Raw genomic sequence first — 18,767 nt, forward strand, 5'->3', positions numbered from 1 at the left:
AGGCGCTAACGACTAAATAGTAACCAGTCGTCTTTTATCTTGCGATACTTAAGCATGATTCGATCGCTTAGATAGTTGTTGGTCACAAACCAAGGATAGCGATCGCCTTGCTTAGGTAGCTCGTCTTTGCCGCGTCTGACATATCCAGACGATAGCGAACCCATTACGGTATCTACTTGAGCACAGGCTGTCATATCTGCAGTCTGTGCTTGTGGCATGGCGACTTGATAACGGTTCTTATGCATATACCCCAGTAGCCTCACTACATACTGACAAGCCAAATCGATTTTTAGTGTCCATGAGGCATTAGTATAGCCAAACAGTGCAGCCATATTAGGTATGCCTTCTATCATGACTGCCTTATAAGTCATACGCGTGCCAATATCGACAGCTTGACCATCGATATATACCACAGCCCCGCCCAACATCTGTAGCTTTAAGCCAGTCGCAGTAACGATGATATCAGCGTCGAGATGCTTGCCAGATTGCAGCATAACTCCTGTCTCAGTAAAGTGGCTGATTTGATCGGTCACCACTGTTGCACGTTTGTCCTGCAAGGCCTTGAATAAATCACCGTCAGGTACCGCGCATACTCGTTGATCCCACGGATTATAGTCAGGCATAAAATGGTTGCTATCAACACCGCTACCCTTTAACTCTTTTTTTACTCCATTTTTTAAGACTGCTTTCATCACCTTGGGTGCATGAGTCGCAACTTTGTACAGGCCTTGTTGCCGTAACACGTTGCGCGCGCGTAGTGCCGTATAAGCCTGCTCTTTTGATAATGGTGAAAACTTGCCTGATAGCCAGTCCATAGCATGGTCATCACCCGGCACGCTCGCCACATAGGTCGGCGTACGCTGTAGCATCGTGACATGACGTGCACACTGATTACTGTCTTTATCTACTAGCGCAGGTAGCAACGTCATCGCTGTGGCACCACTACCAATAACGACGACTTTTTTATCATCATAATTTAGATTATTCCAGTGCTGTGGATGGACGATTTGACCGTGAAAACCCTCCTCTCCATCAAAATGAGGCCGATAGCCTTGTTCATAATCATAATAACCAGTGGCCCCTACGATAAACTTGGCAGTCTTAACAAACATCTCACCGCTTGCATGGTTTTTAATAGTTGCTGACCACTGTTGATCCTCACTAGACCATGATATCTGCTGAACTTCGTGCTGATAGTGGATATGCTCGGTCACCCCAAACTCGCGTGCTGTATCGGCGATATAGCGCTTGATATCATCGCCTGCTGCAAGCATTCTATAATCAAGCCACGGCCTAAAGTTATAACCAAAGGTCAAGGCGTCAGAGTCAGAGCGAATCCCCGGATAGGTAAATAAATCCCATGTACCACCCAAATCAGCACGCTTTTCTAAGATAGCAAAGCGCTGTGGAGGTTTATGCTTATTAGTCGAATTTACCTGCTTTTGCTTTTTGGGAGCTTTATGACCGAATAGGCCTTTATGCTGCTGTTGCTGTAAACGGCAAGCCATACCAATACCTGCAATACCCGCACCGATGATCAATACTTCATAGTCGACTACTTTATCTGTCTTTGAATTTTTACCTTTAAAGCGGTTTTTGATAGCCTGTTTGGTCGTGGTGATATCAAGCATACTTTTACCCTTGTATTTACATGACTGGCATTTTATAGCTGGCTTTAGAGCCGCTGTTTATCGCATCTATTAACAGCAAGCGGTAAAATCTAACGATTTAAAATGGGCAGGGACTCTCCCAGTCCATCCAAGCACCCAGTACTGGATGCTTTAAACGCAATTGCTGTGCATGTAAATTCAATCTTGGAGCTATCTCTAATGCAGCACCTTCAGCATAAATCGGATCGCCAATCATCACATGATCGACATGGACCATATGTACGCGTAGCTGATGGCTGCGACCAGTGACTGGCTTTAGCATGACCCGAGTGACTGCCTCGCCATTACAGGTTTCATGAGCCACAACTTCATACAAGGTCAGTGCATGTTTTGACCAGTCGTGGTCGACGATATGGCGCGGTTTGGTACTTGGCTCATAGCGTACTGGCACTGATATCTCACCAGTTGCGCCGACCTGCTCCCACTCACCAAAGACACGTGCTTGGTATTTCTTTTGCGGTAAACGCTCGATGAATTGCTTACTGATATTGGTTTGCGCTGCTGCATTTTTTGCAAAAATAAGCAGTCCCGAGGTATCCATATCTAAACGGTGAATTAATTTAACGGCTGGATTGGCACGCTCAAGACGAGCAAGCAGACTGACTTTGAGTGTTTTACCATCGACGCTTAATAGGCCTGCAGGTTTATCAACCACCCAAATGTCATCGTCTTCATAAACCGTAATTTCTTGCGCAAAATTTTTAAAGAACTCAAGCGGATAAGCGCTTTCTTGGGCATTGAGGGCATTAACTTCTTCATCGGTAAAAGGCATAAAATTAACTACTTATGTAAATTGGTTTTAAGATAAGGATTTTTGGTGGTTAATCTTTTGGACATGATAGCTATATTTGGCACGATAGCCACTTTATGAGCAACGGTTATATGGACAAAAGGGCAAAACTTTGACTGATTTTTAACGTTATTAATATCGCTAGCTACTAATCACTAGCTACTATATAAACGAGGTAAACATAAAACTTCTATCGTACTAAGATACATACTTTGATAAGGATAATCGTATTAAATAACAGATTAGACACTCTTGTGCTGCACCGTTTCGATTTATTGTGCTAATACTAGTTGTTAAACAATTTAACCAGCCTGTATCTGTCAAATTAGGGCAAACATGTTAATATAATGGCACATTTTCACCCCTTCTAAACAATTCTTTGACCACCAACTGATTTATTATTAAACCAATATATAGGTTGATGAGTGGTGATAGAAGTAATAAAACAAGAGAGATAAAATTATGTCAGACCTTATTGTACATACTACCGACACAGACTTTGATCAAGACGTTCTACAATCAGACGTACCTGTACTAGTAGACTTCTGGGCACCATGGTGTGGTCCTTGTAAAGCCATCGCTCCTATTTTAGAAGATCTAGCAACTGAGTACCAAGGTAAAGTTAAAATCGTCAAAGTAGACGTGGACAACAACCCGCAGGCGGCTAGCCGTTTCGGTATCCGCAACATCCCAACGCTATTTGTATTCAAAGATGGCGAAAAAGTTGATTCAGTAATGGGCCTACAGCCAAAAGCTGAGTTGGCTAAAGTACTAGACAAGCATTTATAAGCTACATTTGCTCGCTCTAGGTTACCTTGAGCTGGTAAAATAGAATAACCGAGAAAGCCATTATCTAACTAAGATAGTGGCTTTTTTGCTTGTTTTTTGTGCAAAAAACTCGATAATATGACTTTTTTGGCAAAATTTATTGACAACGCTATTGTGAAGACCGTATAGTCTGCTGACAAGAGAAAACCAACTGTTTTCCTAAGTATCTTGTCGCTATTCTCCTCGTGTTTATCAACAAAAACACAATCGTCATTATAAACACCATTGCTGAACAAAATGACTAAACGCAATTACTGATATTGAGTTTTTGACGCAGACTCTTATGTAGCCTTTTTTATCCTTATTTCTTATTACCTTGCCTCCAATGATGGCAATGCGTACATAAGCAGACATATAAAACCAAAACTACATAAACTACAGCGCTGTGCACACACCCATATCATCATATTACCGTTATTTTAATCACTGTCGTGACTTGTGCTGCTAATGGCATCTCTCATCTGATCAATTGCTAATGACCTATCTATGAATCTTACTGAATTAAAGAAAAAATCAATCGCTGAGCTATTGGCTATCGCCAAAGAAATGGGTCTTGATAATATGGCGCGTAGCCGTAAACAGGACATTATCTTTGCTATTCTCAAAACCCATGCGCGTAACGGTGAAGCCATTTATGGTGACGGCGTACTTGAGGTTCTTCCTGATGGTTTTGGATTTTTGCGCTCATCAGAAGGCTCATATTTAGCCGGTCCTGATGATATTTATGTCAGCCCTAGCCAAATTCGCCGTTTCAGTCTAAAAACTGGTGACAGTATCGCTGGTACGATTCGTCCACCAAAAGATTCTGAGCGTTATTTTGCATTATTAAAAGTTGGCGAAATTAACTTTGATACGCCAGATCGCTCACGTCATAAGCTTATTTTTGAGAACCTGACGCCCCTATTCCCAACTGAGCATTTAAAACTTGAGCTTGGTAACGGAACCACTGAAGATTTGACTGGTCGTATCATCGATCTAATCGCTCCGATTGGTAAAGGTCAGCGTTCTATCATCGTCGCACCGCCAAAAGCGGGTAAAACGATGTTGCTACAGACCATCGCGCAATCAATCACTCGTAATAACCCCGAATGTTATTTAATCGTACTATTGATTGATGAGCGTCCAGAAGAAGTCACTGAGATGGTACGTACAGTACGCGGTGAAGTGGTCGCTTCTACCTTTGATGAGCCGCCACAGCGTCACGTACAAGTTGCTGAAATGGTCATCGAAAAGGCCAAACGTTTGGTCGAGCATAAGCAAGACGTGGTGATTTTACTTGATTCAATTACGCGTCTAGCGCGTGCTTATAATACGGTTATCCCATCATCAGGCAAAGTATTGACGGGTGGTCTAGATGCCAATGCTCTAGAACGTCCAAAACGCTTCTTTGGTGCTGCGCGTAACGTGGAAGAAGGTGGTAGTTTGACTATTATTGCCAGTGCATTGATTGATACTGGTAGTAAGATGGATAGCGTTATTTTTGAAGAATTTAAGGGAACGGGTAACCAAGAGATTACGCTTGAGCGTGACTTGGCTGAAAAACGTGTATTCCCTGCGATTAATATCAAAAAATCTGGTACACGCCGCGAAGAGCGTCTATTGAACGAAGACAAACTGCGTAAAGTATGGATCTTACGTAAACTACTTCAACCGATGGATGGCGTACAAGCCACTGAGTTTTTGTTGGATCGCCTAAAAGAAGCGAAAACCAACGATGAATTTTTTGAGCAAATGAAGCGTAAATCGCAAAACTAATTTTTAGTTAGCTTGCTAGACATATTCAGCTTCGATTTGATATTAAGACTACCTATAGGTAGTCTTTTTTATGGCAGCATCAAAATATTAATAGTTAAGCCAATTAAACTATGCTGCTCTGTCGTTCACAGCCATTGCCGATGATACAGTACGGCAACATCGCTTACATCTCATTTGCAAAGTTTAGCGTTTTTACTACGACTATATTATTGGTAACCGACTATTATGACAGACAGTAGGAATATACTTGAAAATATCATTGACATAGTATTTTGAAGGTATTGTATTTTAAACTTGATGACTTAATAGGTGATAATATGAAATTTGCTAAAACGATCGCAATGACTGCAATTACTAGCTCAGCCCTAATCATGACTGGTTGTAACTCTTATAGCGGTATGAGCAATACAGCTAAAGGTGCTACCGCTGGCGCAGCAGCTGGTGCTCTTATTAGAAGCAAAGGCGACAGCAAAGATATCGCTCGTGGCGCATTGGCTGGTGCAGCGATTGGCGGTGCTGGTGGTTATGTTCTTGATAACAACTAAATCTTTCTACGCTGATATTATTTGACAATTGATTGAGTAATATCAGATAAAAGATGATAAAAAAGCCTGCAATTCGTTGCAGACTTTTTTATGTCTTAATTTTGATTATAAGTCCATGCGCTAGACTTATAATCAAAAACATTAGTATTAGAAATACATCATTAGTCAAATACACAGTTATTAATACATATGGCCATTAAAGTGCACCGCTGAACGTATCGCAAGATTGTACATTACCGCTTTCTAGACCACGGGTGAACCATTCGACACGTTGTTGACTGGTACCATGAGTAAAGTTGTCAGGCACTACTGCACCGCCACTCGCTTTTGCTAGACGATCATCACCGATTTGACTAGCTGCATTCACCGCTTCATCAAGATCACCAGCCTCTAAAAACTGTACACGTTCTTGATTGCGCTGGGCCCATACACCAGCAAAACAATCCGCTTGCAACTCTTGCAATACTGATAGCTTATTGGACTGTGCTTGGGTCACTTGCTGACGAGCTTCATTAACTTGTTGGCTGATGCCCAATAACGTCTGAACATGATGACCTACCTCATGTGCTATCACGTAGGCCTGTGCGAAATCGCCAGCCTTACCTTGGTTCTCTTCACCACCAGAGCCTTGCTGATCGCCTGAAATACCAAGATTCTGACGCATCTCTACGAAGAATGACGTATCCAAATAAACAGTCTGATCCCCTGGACAATAAAATGGACCTGTTGCAGAGCTAGCACTACCACATGCTGAGCTGACCTGACCATTAAACAAAATCAATGACGGTTCTTGATAAGTGCTACCAGCTTCGTTAAAGATTTGATGCCAGACTTCTTCTGTATCTGCTAGTACAACTTTCACAAACTGCGTGTCTCGGTCTGTGCTGGTTGCAAGCTCGGTAGATGACTCACTACCACCGCCTGTGACCGCTTGTCCTGTCTGTAATGCGGTCATTGGGTTTACCCCAAATACCAACCATAAAATACCTGCGATGATAATACCGCCAATACCACCGCCGATCATCTTACCGCCACCTGTGCTAGAACGCACATTCGAGCTGCCTCGTCTACCTTGCCATTTCATAATTCTATTCCTCAAATATAGATTGATTCATTATTTCTATTAACCACTATCTCTATTAGCCACTACTTCTATTAATCATTACTTATGTTATATGTTATTTAGCCAGTCAATTCACGCTATGACCTAGTCTACTATCCCAAATGCAAGTAGAAACCTATAAAATTGCTAACTTAACTAGGGTTTATGTAATATAAGACGATAATCGGACTATTCAATTCTTACCCATAAAAACGGGATTAATATCGACAATTCGAGACAAAGGATGATAACTAAAAAAGGGCTCAATCCCTCTGATGTCATTGATTATACGTCGATTAATCTAGCCTCTTGTATTAAAAAGTATATCGGATAGAGAAAGTAAAATATTATTTTAAATTTTATTGTTACTTAATTGTACAGGCTATTTCTATTTACTTAGAAAACCTATAGAATGCGTGGAAGCTGAGTAGCTGCGACTAAGACTAGTTGAATTCTGAGAAATCTCGGATTTCGACCTTTGTTGCTGCTACTGCTCATTTCATTTTTCCGGAGAAAACCATATGAAACTTAAATTACTTGCTCTAGCTGGTATCATGACTGCAACTATGGGCCTTACTGCCTGTGATAGCAGCAAAGAAAACGCTGCTGAAGATTTATCTGACGCGCAAGAAGAAGTGCAAGACGCTTCTGAAGAGCTAAACGAAGCTGCTGCTGAAGGCGAAATGACTGCTGATGCTGACGCTGCTGTTGCTGACGCTGAAGCTGACATCGCTGACGCTCAAGTTGCAACTGCTACTGACGAAATGGACGCTGAAGTTCCTGTAGACGGTACTACTACTAGCGTTGACGTAGCTAGCGAAACTGATACTGCTGCTGTTGAAGCTTCTGACGAAGTAGTAGTTGAAGAAGCTCAGTAATTTATTGTTCATACAATAGATAAACTGTAGTAAAAAAAAGAGAGCCTGTGCTCTCTTTTTTTATGTCTATTATTTATGATTTTAGTAGGTTTCTACTTTATAGATAACTCTAATATAAGATGCGTGCTGCAATATCGAAATATATAGATGTACGCAAGAATAACTAAGTGCAAATACGCACTAGTATTCTTATAAACTCACGATAAAACAGACACACTATCGTTCAGCGCAGTGCCAAACTAGGTATTAGCTATCAAACAAACGCTCGTCAACCTTCTGACGAAATTTCTGCCCTGTCTTAAAAGTAACCACACGGCGCGCGGATACTGCAACAGGCTCCCCTGTTTTCGGGTTACGGCCTGGACGGCTGTTTTTATCTTTAAGCTCAAAGTTGCCAAAGCCTGAAAGCTTGACCTCTTTGCCATCAATCAAACTCTCTGACAGCTCATCAAAAAAGTTCTCCACCAGACAGCGGCCTTCTTGGCGTGTTAGGTTTAGGTGACTCATCAAATGCTCAATCATGTCAGATTTGGTTAAGGTGCTCACAGTACGACTCCTATGCTATGTCGTGATGTCGAATATCATGGTTTAGCGGTATGAGGGTTAAGGCTAGCTATTATAAAGGTTTTTTGACCGTTTTTAACAAAGTCTTCATTAAAATCCTTTATTAATAACCACTTAACTTATTCTATGAATAGCAATGCTCCGTAGCCTCATGGTAAAAAGACTACAGAGCATTGGGTATAATACTTACTAAATGTTAGCTGTCGCGCAGCTGTACAGAATGCTGGTCAGTTAGCGCTTGTACCACTTTATCTGTGGCAGTCTTGACGGCTTCGTCAGACAACGTTTGCGTACTATCTTGCCATATCAGTGCAAACGCTAGTGAGCGCTGACCTTCTGGTACTTTGTCACCTTGATAAACATCAAATAACCAAAGATCAGTCAGCATATTACCTGCTGCAGCTCGCACGGTTGTCTCTAGCGTCTGCAAACTGATGTCACTGTCTACCAAGATAGCAATATCGCGGCGTACTTGCGGGAACTTGCTTGGTGTCGTGATAGCATGCTGCTCACGTGCAATCGTCAATAGCGGTGCCAGTGACAATTGAGCGACCCATGTAGTAGGCATATCTAATTGCTTAGCAGTATTTGGGTGCAACTGACCCAACCAACCAACATATACATCATCAATATACAACTCAGCGCTTTGTCCTGGATGCAGGAAGCTCAGCGTACTACGCTCGTAGCGAATACGTGCGCTATCGATTTGTGCTGGTAATAACTGCTCAATATCATGCTTTAGGTCATAAAAATCTAAGGCGCGGTTTTGATAAGCTTGTTCGCTCCATATATCACCAACTGCGACTAAAGCAATACTTGGCGTTTGTACTAAGTCACTAATACTTTGTCCAACAAAGCTAAGACCCGTCTCAAAGAAGCGTACACGTGGCTGCTGACGATTCAAGTTATATTGCACGCAAGGCAATAGGCTCGATAGCAAGGTACGACGCATAACGGCCAAATCACTAGAGATAGGGTTTGCCAGTGCCAACACCTCTCCTAGCGCTTCGTCGTCAAGCAATGCTTCTAGTTTTGCATCACTAAAGCTAAAGCTAATCGCTTCCATATAGCCGTTGTCGACTAATGATAGCTTCATCTCATGGGTCAAATCCGCAGTATCATCATAATCCATACTGACTTGTAAATGTGGCAGGACGCTTGGAATATTGTCATAGCCATAGATACGAGCAATCTCTTCGATTAAATCCTCGCGGATACTCATATCAAAACGATAAGATGGCGGCTTGCAAATCAGTGAATCGCTCTGCAGCTCTACGTCAAAACCCAATTGGGTCAAGATACGTACCATCTCAGATGGCTCAATATCAATCCCAATGACATCACGAACTTTCGCGATTGGCAATGTAATCGGTGCGCGTGCTGGCAAATGCTCAAGGTTTTCGGCCGTGACTATTTGACCTGCTTCCCCGCCAGTGATACTGGTGATTAAATCACAAGCTCGTGCCAACGCCAATGCTGGCAATTCAAAGTCGACGCCACGCTCAAAACGCTGTGATGCGTCCGTATGTAACCCAAAACGACGTGCGCGTGCAGCAATGGCTAGCTGATTAAAGAAAGCACTTTCTACAACGATATTGGTAGTGCTATCAGTGACACTGCTACGCTGACCACCCATAATACCAGCCAGTGCCAAAGCACCTTTATCATCAGCAATCACAAGCTCATCACCGGTCAAGGTAACGGTTTGCTCATTTAACAAAGTGATGGTTTCATCAGGCTGTGCCAAACGTACAACGATATCACCTTCGATCGTGTCTGCGTCAAACGCATGTAACGGTTGACCCAATTCCATCAATACATAGTTGGTCACATCGACCAAGAAGTTATGTGAACGTAGTCCTGATTGTACCAGCGCATCTTGCATCCATTTCGGAGTATCAATGCTACGATCAATATTACGAATCGATTGCAACAGATAGCGAGGGCACGCTTCCTTTGCATCAACTGTCACAGCCGGCGTTGCAGCAGTGCCAGCAGTATTGGCAGAGATTTCTGGCATTTGTACAGATAAATCGTTGATGACAGATATTTCACGAGCGATACCACGTACGCTAAAGCAATCACCACGGTTTGGGGTGATTGAGATATCCAATATTTGATTATCTAAACCTAGATATTCACGAATATCTGTACCAACTGGTGCATCTTCAGGCAACTCAAGCAAGCCATCTATATCATCGACTAAATCAATTTCAGAAGCGCCACATAGCATGCCATTTGAGGCCACACCGCGTAGCTTACTCTTTTTGATTTTAAACCCTTTCTTATCATCGCTTGGCAATACCGCACCAACGGTAGCAACCGGTGCTTTCATACCGACGGTCACATTAGGCGCGCCGCAGACAATTTGTAATGGCTCAGCATCACCAATATTTACTTGAGTGACACGTAGTTTATCTGCATCAGGATGCTGCTCAACGCTGATGACTTCACCGACAACCACACCGCTAAAAGCACGGGCAACCGCATAGCGATCATCAATTTCAAGACCTGCCATAGTCAACTGTTCGGCTAACTGTTCGCTAGTATTTGTAGGGTTTACCCACTGACGTAGCCACTGTTCGCTAATTTTCATAAATATCTCGGATCAGAATTTTATAATAAAGATGTTGGAGTAAAGCTTGGCGAATTCACTTGCTATAGTCAACTCTATATAAATTAGATACAGCGTCAGGCTCGCTCAGTCTACGATTTGTAGCACTTTCACTCACCTTTCTTGGATCTAAAATAACTTAAACTGACTATATAGCTATAAAAAAAACTCTAGCCAAATTGCTTTAAGAAGCGCACGTCATTTTGGAAAAACAAGCGCAAGTCATCAATACCGTAATACAGCATCGCAAAGCGTTCGATACCCATACCAAAAGCAAAGCCAGTGTATTTGTCGCTATCGATACCGCAATTAGTCAATACTTGTGGATGTACCATGCCGCAGCCCATCACTTCAAGCCACTTACCGTTATCATCTAAGATATCCACTTCTGCAGACGGCTCAGTGAATGGGAAAAATGAAGGACGGAAACGTACGGTCAGCTCTTTGGCAAAAAACGCTTCTAGAAACTCACTGATTAAGCCTTTTAGCTCAGCAAAAGTACTCGACTCGGTGACCATGAGACCTTCTAGCTGATGGAACATCGGCGAATGAGTTTGGTCTGAGTCGTTACGATAAACACGGCCTGGGCAAATGATGCGAATCGGCGGCTCATTTTTTTCCATGGTACGAATCTGGACAGGGCTGGTATGCGTACGCAATAGATAATGCGCATCAAAATAAAAGGTGTCATGCATCGCGCGCGCAGGATGGTGCGACGGGATATTTAACGCTTCAAAATTATAGTAGTCGCTCTCGACTTCGGGGCCAGTTGCGACATTGAAGCCCGCTTGAATGAAGTACTGCTGCATACGCTGAGTAATCATAGTTACTGGATGCAGATGACCCTTTTGGCCACCACGAGCAGGCAAAGTGATATCAATGCTTTCGCTTTCTAGCTTGGCATTGAGCGCGGCGACTTCTAGTTGCTGCTGCTGATCGGTTAATGCTTGCTGAATGCGGCTACGTACTTGATGCAACCAGCCGCCATAAGTTTTTTTATCATCAGCATCGAGCTTGCCCATCTGCTTTGACCAGCCCGTTAACGGACTCTTTTTACCAGTCAATTGCACACGCAAATCTTGCAGTGTACGCGCATCAGTTACTTGTAGGATTAGAGCTTCAGCAGCACTCGCAAATTCGGTAAGCTGAGCTTCGTTAAGCTCATTGAGCTCTGAAGACAAGGTCGGTAGCGCCGACAAGTCGTTGGTGGCAGCAGGGTTAGTCATAAGACGCATTATTCCTGATTTGAACGGACTATTAATTGTAGGGATTTGACCAAATATTGCAAACCATTTATCCAGCTATGTTTATATAAAAGATTAATATAAAGGCTGGTTATAAGAATGGCTTGAATATTTAGACGATGATAAGCGTATTTTTACTCAATAAAGTTCAATATAGAGCACGCTTAAAATAATTTAATATAAAAAAAGCCACCGACCAGCGGTAGCTTTTATTAATATCATACTATTAATCAATATTAGTCCTATCCATTTAGAAAATTGCTTATAAATAATTATTTAAAAGCGTCATACCTAAAGGACGGTTAATATTTAGGCCAATTCCGCTTTTGCTTTTTCGACCAATGCTGTGAAAGTCGCTGCATCATGCATAGCGATGTCTGCTAGAACGCGACGATCGATTGCGATGTTTGCTTTTTTCATGCCATTGATGAAGCGGCTATAGCTTAAGCCGTTTAAGCGTGCACCAGCATTGATACGTGCGATCCAAAGACGACGGAAAGTACGTTTCTTGTTGCGACGGTCACGATAAGCATATTGACCAGCTTTGGTCACTGCCTGTACCGCTACGCGGTAAACACGTGAACGGGCACCATAGTAGCCTTTTGCGCGCTTTAAGATTTTTTTGTGACGGCGATTTGCCTGTACACCACGTTTTACACGGGCCATAATTTACTCCAAGATTTTTTAATCACTGTTAAGCGAGTGATGATGCTGTCAAATAACAAACATCATTGTCAGATTGCAAAGTCAAATATTTTCAATCAAAGATAGATGACGGTAGGCTATTAAATGTATGGGCACATACGACGAACTGCTGCTTCGTCAGACTTGTGCACCAACTTAAGACCACGCAATTGGCGAATACGCTTAGCTGATTTCTTGGTCAAAATATGGCTTTTGAATGCTTGCTTACGCTTGAAGCCATTCGCTGTTTTTTTGAAGCGTTTAGCTGCGCCGCTTCTGGTTTTCATCTTAACTTTCATGATGATTTGCCTCTTTTTCTGTTTTAGAACCTGGTCGTCAAATAGTCATGCTGAATAATCGTTATATAAATAACCACTAAACCTCTATTTGCCTCGAGGTGGGAGGCGCTATTTTAGCAGATAGTGCCTTGTTTTGCCAAGTAAAGTTTTGGCGAGGTTTTAGTAGACAATATAGACAAGTAATCAGCATCAAATAAGCGATAGCGACTCTCCTAAAAACGCTAATAAAACGGCTGATTTTTATCCAAATAGATTGAATGTCAGCCTAAGCTGTGCTTTAGTAGAGACTAAGCTATATCTTCATATAAACCCTATTAAAACCCACTTATTTACCATGAATATTTAAGCTGGAATGCATAGTCATAACGATAACAATGCTGCCAACCTACAGCACGATAAGTAGAACAATCTTTGGCCATCACTCTAGGAGATAGTGTGTCAAAACAAGAGTTAGTATTCGACGACGACTTGTTTGTTTTTGAGACAGTGATGCGTGTGCGTCATACGGAAGCCGACGCAGGACAGCACATGACAGTCGAATCTCTGACAGCACTATTGTCCGAAGCGCGGCTAAGGTTTCTATATGCTAAAGGTGTCAAAGAAATCAACGCAGACCATCAAGGCTTAATTATCGATAAATTGCAGCTAGATATTGTGAGCCGTATCCGCGTACGAGAAGAGCTGTTATTTGAAGTTGGTGTTGAGCCAATATATGATAATGGCGGTAATATAATACTAAAGGTCACGCGGATGCATACGGGCGAAATAGTAGCAAAAGCGCGCCAGCATTTTAGAGGTTACGACTTTAACCTCAATAAAGTGACCAAGCTTGATAATACGATCAAAGAAGCGCTGTATCCGCATTTATTTAGACTGTAGAATCGCTTGTTATAAATAGTATGCTGTCATTTAGCATACTTGCACTCTATAGCGCATTTAGTTGATATCATATTGATATTGCTAGCTGTCAGCATCTTGCAAAGCATTTCAGATAATCTCCCCGCTTTAATCATAAGTAGTATAATTGCTTAATCACTCTTTTTCACTTTCTACCTATAAGACGACGAATACATTATGACTTTACCTGCTTGGCTGACTGCCGTAACTTTTAATGCTGATGGTTTGATTCCTGCAATTGCTCAAGATCATCAGACAGGTCGTATTTTGATGATGGCATGGATGAATGCAGAGGCATTACAGCTCACCGCACAAACACAGACAGCGGTTTATTTTTCACGCTCGCGAGCCAAACTGTGGCATAAAGGTGAGTCATCAGGTCATACACAAACTGTGCATGATATTCGTCTAGACTGTGATGCAGATGTGATTGTGCTTAGTGTCACTCAGGCTGGTGGCATTGCTTGCCATACGGGACGTGAGTCGTGCTTTTATCAGCGGTTGGATTTGTCAGGCCAAACGCCTGAGTGGCAGACCGTCGATAAAGTATTGAAAGACCCTGCGGATATTTATCACACTCATGAATCTACTAGCAACACTCATGAAACGGAAAACACTGGCGCGAATACTGATTCTGATACCATCCAAGCACAATCTGATATTGCTCAAGCACAAGTCGATAAAGCCTCTGTATTGCAGCAGCTTGATAGCGTATTAGCAGAGCGCAAACAAGCCGATGCCGACAGCTCTTATGTGGCCAGTCTGTATGCCAAAGGATTAAATAAGATATTAGAAAAAGTTGGTGAAGAGAGTACAGAAAGTATCATCGCTGCCAAAGATTTTGCTAACTGCGATGAGAGTACAGACAAAGCAAGCTACGATGAAGCGCGTCATGAGTTAATCTATGAAGTTGCCGATGTCTGGTTCCATACCTTAGTCGGACTGGCCTGGTTTGATATAGAGTCGGATGCTGTGTTAAATGAGCTAGGCAGACGTTTTGGGTTATCCGGTATCGATGAAAAAGCCGCTAGATAAGCCTAAATAAAAAATAAACGTCTATTTTATTTGATTATTGTTGCTTTCACCTATTTGTAATAAGTGCAGGTTATAATATAGCTCTGTTTTATCTCGCATTATATGTCGATGCTTTTTGTTTGCTAGATAGACCCTTTTGCAAACTAAAAGCAGGCGTATAAAGACTGAAAACCAAGTCGCAAAATCAGGTCACAAAACCAGGTCACAAGGATACCATTATGGGTAGTTTTTCTATTACACATTGGCTGATACTATTGGTCGTTGTCGTTGTCGTGTTTGGCACCTCAAAACTCAGAAATGCTGGTAAAGATTTGGGCGGTGCTGTTAAAGGCTTTAAAGAAGCTGTTAAAGATGAAAATACAGAGCATGCCAAAAAACACGCGGTTCTTGACCACGATGCGACGGCACACACTGAAGAGCGCTCAACCACCAAGGTTGATGATAAGCATAACGTATAGCATCTAAACAGTGACATCGGACCATTATGTTTGATATCGGGTTTTCTGAACTACTTCTCTTCGGCGTTATCGCCCTAATCGTACTGGGCCCAGAAAAACTGCCACAGGCAGCGCGCACGGCTGGGCAATGGTATGCCAAAATTCGTCGCACAGTCTCAACATTGCAATCTGAAATAGAGGCTGAGCTTGACTTAGCTGAGACGCGTCAGCAAATGCAAAAAGAGCTCGCCAAAATTCGCCAGACCGAAGCGGAAATGAGGCGTGAGATGGCTGAAATGCGCGGCAATATGAAAGCTTTTGAAAGCTCACATAGTCCTGCTTCTATAGCTTCTGAAGCATCTACGAATGCTGAAAACAGCAAGGGTGACGAAGCTCATAAAAATAGCCACATACAAAAACAGCCGTCAGCCACGCCAAAAGCGTTCGACTATGCTTATACCACTGACGAGCAGACAAATACATTAGAAAACGGTCAATTATCGAAGCGCGGTCACAGCGGTGACAATATAGATGATCCAAATGTAGATGATGTAAATGTGGGCGATCACGCCAAGGCAGCGCCAGTTGTTCAGACCATCACTACCCGTCCATGGGAAAACATGTGGTTTCGGCTGGGCGCTTATGATAAAGCACGTCGGCTCCCAATGCCGCCATATGTGCCAAACTATAAAGCGGATGCCCTACTCAACAGTCCTGCCAACATGCAGACTTCTGACCATAAGCAGGAGACTGATTGATGTCATTATTCAAGCGCAAAAAAAGTCGTCAAGAGAAAATCGCTGTTTCTGCCATTACTGATCAAGATGTTATTGATCAAGAAGCTATTGATCAAGATACCTTTAATAAAGATACCCTTAATCAAGGTGCTGCAGCAACGACCAATACCACTCAAGATAAAAAATCAGAGGATGTGTTAAGCCCTTTAGCTGATATGCCTATTACCGAGCATTTGATTGAGCTGCGTCGGCATTTGATCAAAATATGTGTGGCGGTACTGATAATATTTTTAGGCTTGGTCGGTTATTCGCGCGAGCTATATAACTTGTTGTCTGACCCATTGGTGGCACAGTTACCCGCCAACTCGACCATGATTGCCACTGATATCACGTCAAACTTTATGGCGCCAATACGTCTGACCGTATTCGTAGCCGCGTTTTTGGCGATGCCCTACATTCTTTATCAAATTTGGTCATTTGTAGCACCCGGCCTGTATAAAAAAGAAAAGAAAATCGCTATTCCAGTACTGCTATCTTCTATATTTTTATTCTATGCTGGTGTGGCTTTTTCTTACTTTATTGTGCTCAAAGGGGTCTTAAAGTTCTTTATCATGTTTGCCCCACAAAACGTACTACCCATGACGGATATCGACAGCTATCTCAGTTTTGCCTTAAAATTATTTATGGTATTCGGCTTAACGTTTGAGATTCCAGTTGTCACTTTGCTATTGATATTGGCAGGTATTGTCTCCATTCAGAGCTTAGAAGAAAAACGTCGTTATATCATTGTAGGTTGTTTTGCTGTGGCTGCCGTTGTCACGCCGCCAGATGGCGTATCGATGCTCATGCTAGCGATTCCGATGTGGTTGTTATTTGAGCTTGGTTTATTTTTGGCGAAGATTTTAATCAAAGAAGAGCCCAGTCCTACTCTCGTGTCGTCAGACAAAGAATAAAACACTTATCAGTCTAATCTAGACTAAAATAAAGTTATTGATTACATATAGCTATGCGTTAAACTACCATTACACCGTTTTATTCTTGCCTCATTAGTAAGCTGATTGCTTATTATCACGTTTTAGCATCACCATCATCTATAAGCCATTGTTTACCCAGTGGCTTTTTTTGCCCCTTTTATTTTTAATCAATTTTTGTATTTAGGTAGCTTTATTATGTCCGCATCTATGCCAGCTTATATGAGCGATCCCACTGACGAGCAGCTGAGCGCGCTGAATATGGCGATGGATCACAAGTCGTTTAAAGTGGTCGCTTATGCGGGCGCCGGTAAGACAACGACGCTCAAGCTAATCGGTGAGCGCTTACGTGGCCGCGGACTGTATCTAGCCTTTAACAAAGCGATCGCCAATGATGCTCGTTCAAAGTTTCCGCCGCATGTAGAGTGTCGTACTTTTCACTCATTAGCTTATCGTCATGTTGCTCGTGATATTACCGCCAAGCTATCTCTGCCGCGCTTTTCACCCAAGCGTCTCGGTGATGATTTGGGCTTGCAACCTGTGCAAGTGCGTCGGCAGATGGATGGGGTTAATAAATACATCACACTGACACCCGCACGATTGTCTCGGTTCGTCAGCGACGCGGTCAGTAATTTCTGTAGCACGCATGCCAGCTACCCTGCGCCAAGGCACATACTCTTCCCAAGCTGGCTCGATGACTCAGATGCAGAGCAGCTGCGCGAGATGCTCTACCCTGCTGTTGAGCAGCGCTGGTTACAGTCGATTGATGCGCGTCACCCTGCTGGTATTGGCCATGATATTTATCTTAAGCTGTGGGCCTTATCTAAGCCTAGTATCCCAGCGGACTTTATCTTATTTGATGAAGCACAGGATGCCGACCCATTGATGATGGGTATCTTGACGCAGCAGTCGAGACAAGTCATCTATGTGGGCGACGCGCATCAGCAGATTTATGAATGGCGCGGCGCGGTCAATGCCATGAAAAAGTTGCCGCTACCGCAGACATTATTGACACAGTCTTTTCGCTTTGGCGAGCCGATTGCAGAAGTGGCCAATACCTTATTAAAAGCGCTACAAGAAGACGTACCGCTAAAGGGTAATCCAAACAAGCAATCCTCTACCGATAAGGGCATGGTACACAGTAAGAAAGATGCTATTTTGTGCCGTACCAATGCGGCTGCCATGTCACAACTATTGACAGGATTAAAACACGGGCATCGCGTGGCGCTACAAGCGGATACCGACCGTATGCTCAAATTCTGTCAAGCAGCCGAAAACTTAAAAAATGGTAAATCGGCTTATGGTGTACCTGAGCTGGCGTATTTTTATAATTGGGGTGATGTGCAAGAGTACGCCGAAACCAATGAGGGTAGCGATCTCAAAACACTGGTCAAACTGGTCGATGACCATGGTACCAATGTCTTGAGCCAAGCGGTCAATAGTCTGACCAGTATCGAAAATGCAGATTATGTCATCTCTACCGCGCATAAAGCCAAAGGGCTCGAGTGGGGCAAAGTGCAGTTAGATGATGATTTTTACTACGATGTGACAACCAATGCGGTCAAGATCAGTCCAGAAGAGTTGCGTTTGCTCTATGTCGCCTGTACTCGTGCGCAAAGCAATTTGGATATTCATAATATTAAAGACTTGATATCGGGATTACAGACGGGCAAAAAAGTGATTTTTGGTAATACTTAATTATCCTACATCTATCAGT

The 18,767-nt window shown here is 42.8% G+C and carries 18 protein-coding genes; 10 read left to right on the forward strand and 8 right to left on the reverse strand.

From position 1 onward, the window contains the following. Positions 1-5 precede the first annotated feature (5 nt). Both I3249_RS03460 and I3249_RS03465 read right to left on the reverse strand, forming a co-directional pair. Positions 6-1,631, reverse strand: coding sequence for an NAD(P)/FAD-dependent oxidoreductase (locus I3249_RS03460; RefSeq protein ID WP_238068608.1), 1,626 nt, complete (start codon positions 1,629-1,631; stop codon positions 6-8). A 97-nt stretch (positions 1,632-1,728) separates the two neighbouring features. Then, positions 1,729-2,442, reverse strand: a complete 714-nt coding sequence (locus I3249_RS03465; RefSeq protein ID WP_057761926.1) for an RluA family pseudouridine synthase — start codon at positions 2,440-2,442, stop codon at positions 1,729-1,731. Between the two features lie 480 nt (positions 2,443-2,922). Between I3249_RS03465 and trxA the strand changes: the two genes are divergently transcribed. The 3 genes from trxA to I3249_RS03480 all read left to right on the forward strand — a co-directional run bounded on the left by trxA (position 2,923) and on the right by I3249_RS03480 (position 5,588). Beyond that, a complete protein-coding gene (trxA, locus tag I3249_RS03470) occupies positions 2,923-3,249 on the forward strand; it encodes a thioredoxin (RefSeq protein ID WP_057761928.1) in 327 nt (108 codons plus the stop codon). A gap of 525 nt (positions 3,250-3,774) precedes the next feature. Next, complete coding sequence (gene rho, locus I3249_RS03475) at positions 3,775-5,043, forward strand: transcription termination factor Rho (protein ID WP_201614993.1); 1,269 nt, start codon at positions 3,775-3,777, stop codon at positions 5,041-5,043. Positions 5,044-5,360: 317 nt separating this feature from the next. Next, complete coding sequence (locus I3249_RS03480; RefSeq protein ID WP_101204904.1) at positions 5,361-5,588, forward strand: hypothetical protein; 228 nt, start codon at positions 5,361-5,363, stop codon at positions 5,586-5,588. 196 nt (positions 5,589-5,784) lie between these two features. Here the strand turns inward: I3249_RS03480 and I3249_RS03485 are convergent, their stop codons facing one another. Further along, on the reverse strand, positions 5,785-6,672 hold the full coding sequence (locus I3249_RS03485; protein ID WP_102092076.1) for a neutral zinc metallopeptidase: 888 nt from the start codon (positions 6,670-6,672) through the stop codon (positions 5,785-5,787). Between the two features lie 539 nt (positions 6,673-7,211). Here I3249_RS03485 and I3249_RS03490 point away from each other — a divergent pair. Beyond that, positions 7,212-7,568, forward strand: a complete 357-nt coding sequence (locus I3249_RS03490) for a hypothetical protein (RefSeq protein WP_238068609.1) — start codon at positions 7,212-7,214, stop codon at positions 7,566-7,568. A gap of 246 nt (positions 7,569-7,814) precedes the next feature. Here the strand turns inward: I3249_RS03490 and I3249_RS03495 are convergent, their stop codons facing one another. The 5 genes from I3249_RS03495 to rpmI all read right to left on the reverse strand — a co-directional run bounded on the left by I3249_RS03495 (position 7,815) and on the right by rpmI (position 12,973). Further along, complete coding sequence (locus I3249_RS03495) at positions 7,815-8,114, reverse strand: integration host factor subunit alpha (protein WP_057761935.1); 300 nt, start codon at positions 8,112-8,114, stop codon at positions 7,815-7,817. Positions 8,115-8,328: 214 nt separating this feature from the next. Then, positions 8,329-10,728 carry a phenylalanine--tRNA ligase subunit beta gene (gene pheT / locus I3249_RS03500; protein WP_238068610.1) on the reverse strand — a complete coding sequence of 800 codons (2,400 nt, stop codon included), beginning with the start codon at positions 10,726-10,728 and terminating at the stop codon, positions 8,329-8,331. A gap of 188 nt (positions 10,729-10,916) precedes the next feature. Next, the gene (pheS, locus tag I3249_RS03505) at positions 10,917-11,972 is read right to left on the reverse strand and encodes a phenylalanine--tRNA ligase subunit alpha (protein WP_057761938.1); all 1,056 of its coding nucleotides are present in this window, start codon (positions 11,970-11,972) and stop codon (positions 10,917-10,919) included. A 327-nt stretch (positions 11,973-12,299) separates the two neighbouring features. Further along, a complete protein-coding gene (gene rplT, locus I3249_RS03510; RefSeq protein ID WP_011281252.1) occupies positions 12,300-12,656 on the reverse strand; it encodes a 50S ribosomal protein L20 in 357 nt (118 codons plus the stop codon). Positions 12,657-12,775: 119 nt separating this feature from the next. Beyond that, positions 12,776-12,973, reverse strand: a complete 198-nt coding sequence (rpmI, locus tag I3249_RS03515; protein WP_057761939.1) for a 50S ribosomal protein L35 — start codon at positions 12,971-12,973, stop codon at positions 12,776-12,778. A 435-nt stretch (positions 12,974-13,408) separates the two neighbouring features. Between rpmI and I3249_RS03520 the strand changes: the two genes are divergently transcribed. The 6 genes from I3249_RS03520 to I3249_RS03545 all read left to right on the forward strand — a co-directional run bounded on the left by I3249_RS03520 (position 13,409) and on the right by I3249_RS03545 (position 18,748). After that, positions 13,409-13,852: a thioesterase family protein gene (locus I3249_RS03520; protein WP_102093896.1), complete on the forward strand. Its 444-nt coding sequence runs from the start codon at positions 13,409-13,411 to the stop codon at positions 13,850-13,852. 195 nt (positions 13,853-14,047) lie between these two features. After that, positions 14,048-14,905 (forward strand): phosphoribosyl-AMP cyclohydrolase, encoded by an 858-nt coding sequence (hisI, locus tag I3249_RS03525; RefSeq protein ID WP_238068612.1) that lies wholly within the window; start codon positions 14,048-14,050, stop codon positions 14,903-14,905. Positions 14,906-15,123: 218 nt separating this feature from the next. Next, complete coding sequence (gene tatA, locus I3249_RS03530) at positions 15,124-15,363, forward strand: Sec-independent protein translocase subunit TatA (protein WP_057761945.1); 240 nt, start codon at positions 15,124-15,126, stop codon at positions 15,361-15,363. A 26-nt stretch (positions 15,364-15,389) separates the two neighbouring features. Further along, positions 15,390-16,100, forward strand: a complete 711-nt coding sequence (gene tatB, locus I3249_RS03535; RefSeq protein WP_238068613.1) for a Sec-independent protein translocase protein TatB — start codon at positions 15,390-15,392, stop codon at positions 16,098-16,100. Then, entirely contained in the window at positions 16,100-17,032 is a 933-nt protein-coding gene (gene tatC / locus I3249_RS03540) for a twin-arginine translocase subunit TatC (RefSeq protein ID WP_238068615.1), read from the forward strand. Before tatB ends, tatC begins: the two co-directional genes overlap by 1 nt. 216 nt (positions 17,033-17,248) lie before the next feature. Then, positions 17,249-18,748, forward strand: coding sequence for a UvrD-helicase domain-containing protein (locus I3249_RS03545; protein WP_057761950.1), 1,500 nt, complete (start codon positions 17,249-17,251; stop codon positions 18,746-18,748). Positions 18,749-18,767: the final 19 nt, after the last annotated feature.

The sequence above is a fragment of the Psychrobacter sp. Ps1 genome (assembly GCF_022129425.1).
Taxonomy (GTDB): domain Bacteria; phylum Pseudomonadota; class Gammaproteobacteria; order Pseudomonadales; family Moraxellaceae; genus Psychrobacter.

Excerpts from the sequence above, each read along its gene's own strand:
- pheT (WP_238068610.1), bottom strand. The coding sequence starts at position 10,728 with ATGAAAATTAGCGAACAGTGGCTACGTCAGTGGGTAAACCCTACAAAT.
- I3249_RS03485 (WP_102092076.1), bottom strand. The coding sequence starts at position 6,672 with ATGAAATGGCAAGGTAGACGAGGCAGCTCGAATGTGCGTTCTAGCACA.
- tatA (WP_057761945.1), top strand. The coding sequence starts at position 15,124 with ATGGGTAGTTTTTCTATTACACATTGGCTGATACTATTGGTCGTTGTC.
- I3249_RS03465 (WP_057761926.1), bottom strand. The coding sequence starts at position 2,442 with ATGCCTTTTACCGATGAAGAAGTTAATGCCCTCAATGCCCAAGAAAGC.
- pheS (WP_057761938.1), bottom strand. The coding sequence starts at position 11,972 with ATGACTAACCCTGCTGCCACCAACGACTTGTCGGCGCTACCGACCTTG.
- rpmI (WP_057761939.1), bottom strand. The coding sequence starts at position 12,973 with ATGAAAGTTAAGATGAAAACCAGAAGCGGCGCAGCTAAACGCTTCAAA.
- hisI (WP_238068612.1), top strand. The coding sequence starts at position 14,048 with ATGACTTTACCTGCTTGGCTGACTGCCGTAACTTTTAATGCTGATGGT.
- I3249_RS03460 (WP_238068608.1), bottom strand. The coding sequence starts at position 1,631 with ATGCTTGATATCACCACGACCAAACAGGCTATCAAAAACCGCTTTAAA.
- I3249_RS03480 (WP_101204904.1), top strand. The coding sequence starts at position 5,361 with ATGAAATTTGCTAAAACGATCGCAATGACTGCAATTACTAGCTCAGCC.
- I3249_RS03545 (WP_057761950.1), top strand. The coding sequence starts at position 17,249 with ATGTCCGCATCTATGCCAGCTTATATGAGCGATCCCACTGACGAGCAG.
- rplT (WP_011281252.1), bottom strand. The coding sequence starts at position 12,656 with ATGGCCCGTGTAAAACGTGGTGTACAGGCAAATCGCCGTCACAAAAAA.
- rho (WP_201614993.1), top strand. The coding sequence starts at position 3,775 with ATGAATCTTACTGAATTAAAGAAAAAATCAATCGCTGAGCTATTGGCT.
- I3249_RS03490 (WP_238068609.1), top strand. The coding sequence starts at position 7,212 with ATGAAACTTAAATTACTTGCTCTAGCTGGTATCATGACTGCAACTATG.
- tatB (WP_238068613.1), top strand. The coding sequence starts at position 15,390 with ATGTTTGATATCGGGTTTTCTGAACTACTTCTCTTCGGCGTTATCGCC.
- tatC (WP_238068615.1), top strand. The coding sequence starts at position 16,100 with ATGTCATTATTCAAGCGCAAAAAAAGTCGTCAAGAGAAAATCGCTGTT.
- trxA (WP_057761928.1), top strand. The coding sequence starts at position 2,923 with ATGTCAGACCTTATTGTACATACTACCGACACAGACTTTGATCAAGAC.